Annotated in this window: 9 protein-coding genes and 1 pseudogene; all 10 read left to right on the top strand. The window is 72.2% G+C overall.

The genetic code is table 11. The features are described from left to right. Positions 1–165 precede the first annotated feature (165 nt). The gene (locus ACFU99_RS32410) at positions 166–636 is read left to right on the top strand and encodes a hypothetical protein (protein WP_384398833.1); all 471 of its coding nucleotides are present in this window, start codon (positions 166–168) and stop codon (positions 634–636) included. Positions 637–652: 16 nt separating this feature from the next. Next, on the top strand, positions 653–877 hold the full coding sequence (locus ACFU99_RS32405; protein WP_384398831.1) for a hypothetical protein: 225 nt from the start codon (positions 653–655) through the stop codon (positions 875–877). 366 nt (positions 878–1,243) lie between these two features. Further along, on the top strand, positions 1,244–1,525 hold the full coding sequence (locus ACFU99_RS32400) for a DUF6284 family protein (RefSeq protein ID WP_384398829.1): 282 nt from the start codon (positions 1,244–1,246) through the stop codon (positions 1,523–1,525). Beyond that, positions 1,522–2,160 carry a GGDEF domain-containing protein gene (locus ACFU99_RS32395; protein ID WP_384398827.1) on the top strand — a complete coding sequence of 213 codons (639 nt, stop codon included), beginning with the start codon at positions 1,522–1,524 and terminating at the stop codon, positions 2,158–2,160. The genes ACFU99_RS32400 and ACFU99_RS32395 overlap by 4 nt, the downstream gene beginning before the upstream one ends. Next, positions 2,160–2,447, top strand: a complete 288-nt coding sequence (locus ACFU99_RS32390) for a DUF6303 family protein (protein ID WP_384398825.1) — start codon at positions 2,160–2,162, stop codon at positions 2,445–2,447. Before ACFU99_RS32395 ends, ACFU99_RS32390 begins: the two co-directional genes overlap by 1 nt. A 77-nt stretch (positions 2,448–2,524) precedes the next feature. Then, the gene (locus ACFU99_RS32385) at positions 2,525–2,806 is read left to right on the top strand and encodes a hypothetical protein (protein WP_384398823.1); all 282 of its coding nucleotides are present in this window, start codon (positions 2,525–2,527) and stop codon (positions 2,804–2,806) included. Beyond that, positions 2,799–3,176, top strand: a complete 378-nt coding sequence (locus ACFU99_RS32380) for a hypothetical protein (protein ID WP_384398821.1) — start codon at positions 2,799–2,801, stop codon at positions 3,174–3,176. Before ACFU99_RS32385 ends, ACFU99_RS32380 begins: the two co-directional genes overlap by 8 nt. Positions 3,177–3,336: 160 nt before the next feature. After that, a complete protein-coding gene (locus ACFU99_RS32375) occupies positions 3,337–3,711 on the top strand; it encodes a hypothetical protein (protein ID WP_384398819.1) in 375 nt (124 codons plus the stop codon). Then, positions 3,708–4,436, top strand: a complete 729-nt coding sequence (locus ACFU99_RS32370; protein ID WP_384398817.1) for a hypothetical protein — start codon at positions 3,708–3,710, stop codon at positions 4,434–4,436. Before ACFU99_RS32375 ends, ACFU99_RS32370 begins: the two co-directional genes overlap by 4 nt. Then, positions 4,433–5,036 (top strand): annotated as a pseudogene (locus tag ACFU99_RS32365) (hypothetical protein); the annotation flags it as partial. The gene ACFU99_RS32370 and the pseudogene ACFU99_RS32365, both read left to right, overlap by 4 nt.

Below are 5,036 nucleotides of genomic sequence, written 5' to 3'. Positions count from 1 at the left end.
GACGCGCAGCCGACGGCGACGGCCCCCGGATGCACCCGGGGGCCGTCAGTACAGGAGTCCGCTAAGGAGACACCCTGTGGTCACGAGTATGACGGAGAAGGAGCACGAGGAACTGTCCCGCAAGCTCGCCGAGGTCAACCGGCAGTCGAGCGGCGGGAGCGGCCGGTGAACGCCGACACGGTCGCCGGGGCGCTGAGTGTGCTGGCCGGTGCGCTGGCCGGCGGTGGCATGCAGTACGCCTCCGCTGCCCGTACGGCCCGGGCGGCCCGCGCTGAGCGGGTGCGTGAGGAGCGTCGGGAGGCGGTTGAGGCCCTGGCCGGGGCCCTGCACCGGCACCGCGGAAAGCTCTACCGCCGGTGGGAGTTGCGGGAGCGGCCGGCCGCGGAGCGGGAAGCCGAGCGGTGGCGGAGCTGGGACTCCCGCGACGTGGTCAACGACGCGCGGGACCGGCTGCGGCTGCGGATCACCGATCCCGCCGTGCTGTGGCACGCGGACCGCCTGGTCGACCGGTCCTATGCCCTCGGCGACGTGGACGAATCCACGACGCAGGCCGACATCGACAAGCGCGGTGACGAAGCGCGGGAGGCCGATGCGGCGTTCCTGGCCGCCGCCGCGGAGTACATCAACAGTCTCTGACCTTGAGGGAGTTCCCATGAGTACGTACCTCTCCGGCGGTGTCCGGCCTGAGCCGCGGTACACGCTGGCCTACACCCTCGACAGCGGCCCCGTCGCGAAGGCCGGTTTGCGGGCCGCGGCGGTGGAGAAGGTCGGCGCGGTTCTCGCGCGGGCCGCCGGCCGGGGTGAGGCGTGGGACATCGCGGTCCGCGACTTCGCGGGCGCCGACGTCACCGACGCTTTCGCCTGCTTCAACGACTGAACCGCCTGTCCGTACGAGCGGCGCGCGGCCCGGGGTTGCACCTCCGGGCCGCTGCTCGCGCCGCTCTCCTCTGGAAGGACCGCCGATGAGTGACCGTTGTTCCCCGTGCGAGGAGCACGCGAAGCTCCACAGCCGCAATCAGTGGGGCGTTGGCCCCGCCAACGATCCCTGTTCGCAGTGTGAGGAGCACGCCCGGCTCCACAGCGACGGCTGTGGGGGCCTGCTGCTGACGCTCGTGTCCTGCTGCGCCGTTCTGGCTGTCAGGAACCGCCTGCACCGCTGACCGAAGTTTCCACGCGGCGCGGCCCCGGAGTTGCACCTCCGGGGCCGCTTCGGGCCGCACCCCTGTGGAAGGACCAACGACCCATGAAGACCCTAGAAGACGCGCGCCGTCGGCGTCGCCCCGTCGTGTCGCCGGCCAAGGGCGGCCGGGAGCCGTCGGACGCCGACCTGGATGCGATCGAGGTGGAGACGCCGCTCCTCGATGCCGAGGTCGAGCTGTTGGACGCGCAGATCAGCGTGCTGGACCGTGCCCCGACGGAGCTGGATGCGCGGCGGCTGCGCCGGGCCCGCCGGCAGGTGCTGGCGGCCCGGCGGGAGCTGGCCAACCGCCTCGACACCGACGTTGAGGGGGAGGTGGGGGCGTGAGCGCCCTGCTCGCCCATGCCGAGGTGGCTGCGCCGCTGGCCGCCGCCTGGTCGGTGCACGCCCTGTGGATGCGGGACCGGTGGCGCCGGGCCCGTCTGGATCCGCTGACGGGCCTGCCGGCCCGCGCCGCGTTCGAGCTGCGGGTGCGGCGCATGGTCCGCAAGTCCCCCACGGCCGTACTGGTCATCGACCTGAACGGCCTCAAGCCGGTCAATGACGAGTTCGGGCATGCCGCGGGGGATGCGGTGATCCGTGAGACGGGCGTGCGGCTGGCGCAGTGGGCCGGCGGCGCGGACGGCATCGCGGCCCGCCTCGGCGGGCACGCGGACGAATTCGCCGCGGCCATCCCCGCACCCGAGTCCCTGCCCGGCGAACTGACGGGCCTGGATCAGTGGTTGCGCCACCCCGTCGGCTTCGAGGGTGCCGTGCTGATGGTCGGCGCGTCGATCGGCGCGAAGCTCAGCAGCCCGACGGCCGCTGACCCGTCGCTGCTGATGCGCCGCGCGGACGAAGCGATGTACACGGCGAAGGAGGGCGGCGGGGGCTGGGTCATCGCCCACGGTGACCAGCCCACCCATCCGACCGTCAACGGCCGCCGTGAAGGGCGGCCGGGGACGGCGTTGGAGGTGACGTGATGGACGTCCGGATCCGCGCTCAGATGTCCGCCATCGACGGGCAGTGGTGCCTGTACGTCATCGTGCCGTCCGTCCCGGCGTCCCAGTGGCCCGAACGGGAGTGGGATACCGGCGCCCCGGTCCCGACGCTCGCGCAGCGCCGGCAGGCACTCGCCGGCCTCGGTTTCGAGCTGGTCTGCGGCGAGGAGTGGCAGTGGTTCGAGCAGGACGCCGACGATCCGTCGGCACCGGTCCGCTTCATCGCCATGGCCGATGTGCAGGAGTTCCCGCACCCGGTAGCCGCCTGACGGCAAACGGCCCCCGCAACGGCATCGCAGGCCGCGCGGGGGCCTCGATCACACCCAACTTCCCCAAGGGAGTAACCGTGTCTTCCATCATTCCAGAGCCCTTGCCGATGCCGGGCGACTTCGAGCCGCCGGCCCTTGAGCTGTACGAGGTGACCTGGGTCTCCGGGCACGTCGAGCGTCTCTCCGCGCATGACGTCTACTGCGCCGACCAGCGGTTCGTGTTCCTGACGGATACCGGCGGTGACCGGATGCGGCTCGACCTGGCCGCGATGGCGCACGACGTGCGTACCGTCCGCCGCGTCACCGACGGCGAATCCCTCCTCCTCGATGAGTCCGAGGGCGGTGACGGTGATGCCTGAGCCCCTGTCCCCGGAGCGTGAGGCCGCCATCCGCGCGCTGAGCGACTCCGAGCACCGGACGGTCCTGACCATGGACGCGGCCCTGGCCGACCTGCTCGCCGAAGTCGAGTGGCTGCGCCGCCAGCACGACGCCTTCAAGACGTCCGCCCGCACCGCCGCCGGCGCGCTGCGTACGCGGCTGTCGGCCGCCGAAGCCGAGCAGCACAACGGGCGGGCGGCCGGTCTGCGCGAGGCCGCGAACATGCTGTCCGCCTCGATCCCCGACCCGGTGGACGAGATCGAGGAGCACATCAATGACGCCCTGGCCGCCATGGCCACGCAGCTGCACGGCCTGGCCGACACCGCAGAGCAGGGCGGGGGTGACCGGTGATGGCAACCCCGACGCCGACTGCTCCGGCGGCTGAGGGCGGCACGCCCCCCGTCGTGTTGCAGCACGAATTGGACGAGAACGACGCCCTGTACGTGCACTGCGCCACCGACCGGCCCGAGCTCATTCCCGACCGCAGTGACTGGACCCCTGGGGGTGCCCGATGAGCGAGACGCCGATCCTGGATGCCATCGCCGCCGACGAGGCGGCCGTACGGGACGCCGGGCAGGTGGCCCGTGACCTGCTGACCGCGCACTCCGGTCTGCCCGTGGCCGACGTGAGGCTCTACCGCTTCCACCAGGCTGCGGAAGTCCACATCGAAGTACCGCATCCGGAGGGGGTGCGGGCGTGGGCGGCCCGCCTGGATGGCCGCGCCGTCTACACCAAGGACGCCGATGACACCCGGGTGTACGAGCACTGGAACGCCGAGATCCGCATGGCTGAGGTACAGGTGCGGGTATGGCACTGCCGCCTGACATGGCCCGACGATGAGCAGGCGGCCCCCGCCTCGGCTGCTGCCGCGGGGGGTGCGCGGTGATTCGCCTCATCACAGGCGGCAGGCTCGCCGCGCTCCGCGAGGATCTGGACCGGGCCCGTGACGAGGTCCGGGAGGTCCGTGAGCGCGCTGAGCGGCACATCGCCGAGCAGGCCCGCACCGTCGAACGGCTTGCCGCGGGCCGTGTGGCTGCTGAGCAGGCGGCCGGTGCGGCTATCGGTGAGGCCAACGAGGTCCGGCAGCGGGTTGCCGCCGCCCAGAGCCTGCTCAAGGATGCGGCGGCGGTGAACGCGGCGCAGGCCGACCGGATCGAGTCCCTGGAAGTGGAGGCCGACCGGTTGGCCGCGGACCGCAGCCGCTGGATGTACAGGTACTACGAGGAGTCGCGTACCTACTGGGATGCGGAGCTCCCGCCGGGCGGGGAGTGCTGCGCGGACTGCCGTCAGCCGGTGGAGTCGGAGCCCTGCCCGGACCATCACCCCCGCACCGTGGTTCAGCGGCTGCGTGACCGGGTGACCGAGCTGGAGCAGCAGGCGGCCGAAGCCGCCAAGGCGCGCCGTCCGGCGCACCTGTCGCTGCTGCGGCACTACGGGGAACTGCACAGCCTGCACGCGACGCACGAGGACGCGTACGGGCATGCGGAGGGCATCGCCCCCGTAGGGACAGAGATCCGGTGGGGACCGGCCGATGACCGCCCGGTCTCCGAGGTCGAGTGGAGCGTCAACTCCGTGCCCCTCGCCGGTCCGGTGGGGGGTGAGAACACATGATCGCGGACCTGTTCCGGTTCCTGCCCTCGCATCCGTCTTTCCTGGTGTGGGCGGTGCCGCTGGCCGTATCCGTTCTGGCGGTGCTGGTCGCGGTGTTGGGTGTGCGGGTGCTGCGCAAGTCGGTGTGGCTGGCGGGTATCGGTCCGCAGGCTTTCGTGGCGCTGGGGGGTGTCGCGGTGAGCGTCCACGGGCTGTGGGGGTTCGCCACCGACACGGTGCGTCTGCCGCCGCTGCTGGCGGGGGCGTTCATCGGGGTGTTCGACGCAGCGGAGATGGTGCTGTTGGTCATGCTGTACCGCACTGCCGATCCGGCCCGTGGCTGGACGCGGGAGCTGCGGCTGATGCACCGCACCGCCTGGATGCTGGTGGCCTTCTCCGGCGCCATGAACGCCGTACACGCGGCCAGTTGGTGGGCCCGCCCCGTCCTGGCCGCCGTGCCGGCGCTGGCCGCCTGGCTCATCGAACTCCAGCTGTGGCAGAAGCTCGGCACCCAGACGGCCGCCGAGGACGACGGGGCGTCCCGGCCCGGCCCGGCGCGGCTGCTGGCCCTGATCTGGCAGCACGGATGGGGCTGGCTGTTCGCCGTGCTGGGGCTGGACG

The sequence above is a fragment of the Streptomyces sp. NPDC057654 genome (assembly GCF_042800135.1).
Lineage (GTDB): Bacteria > Actinomycetota > Actinomycetes > Streptomycetales > Streptomycetaceae > Streptomyces.
The sequence above is the reverse complement of the archived record's forward strand: the minus strand, read 5'-3'. Positions and strand labels throughout refer to the sequence as shown.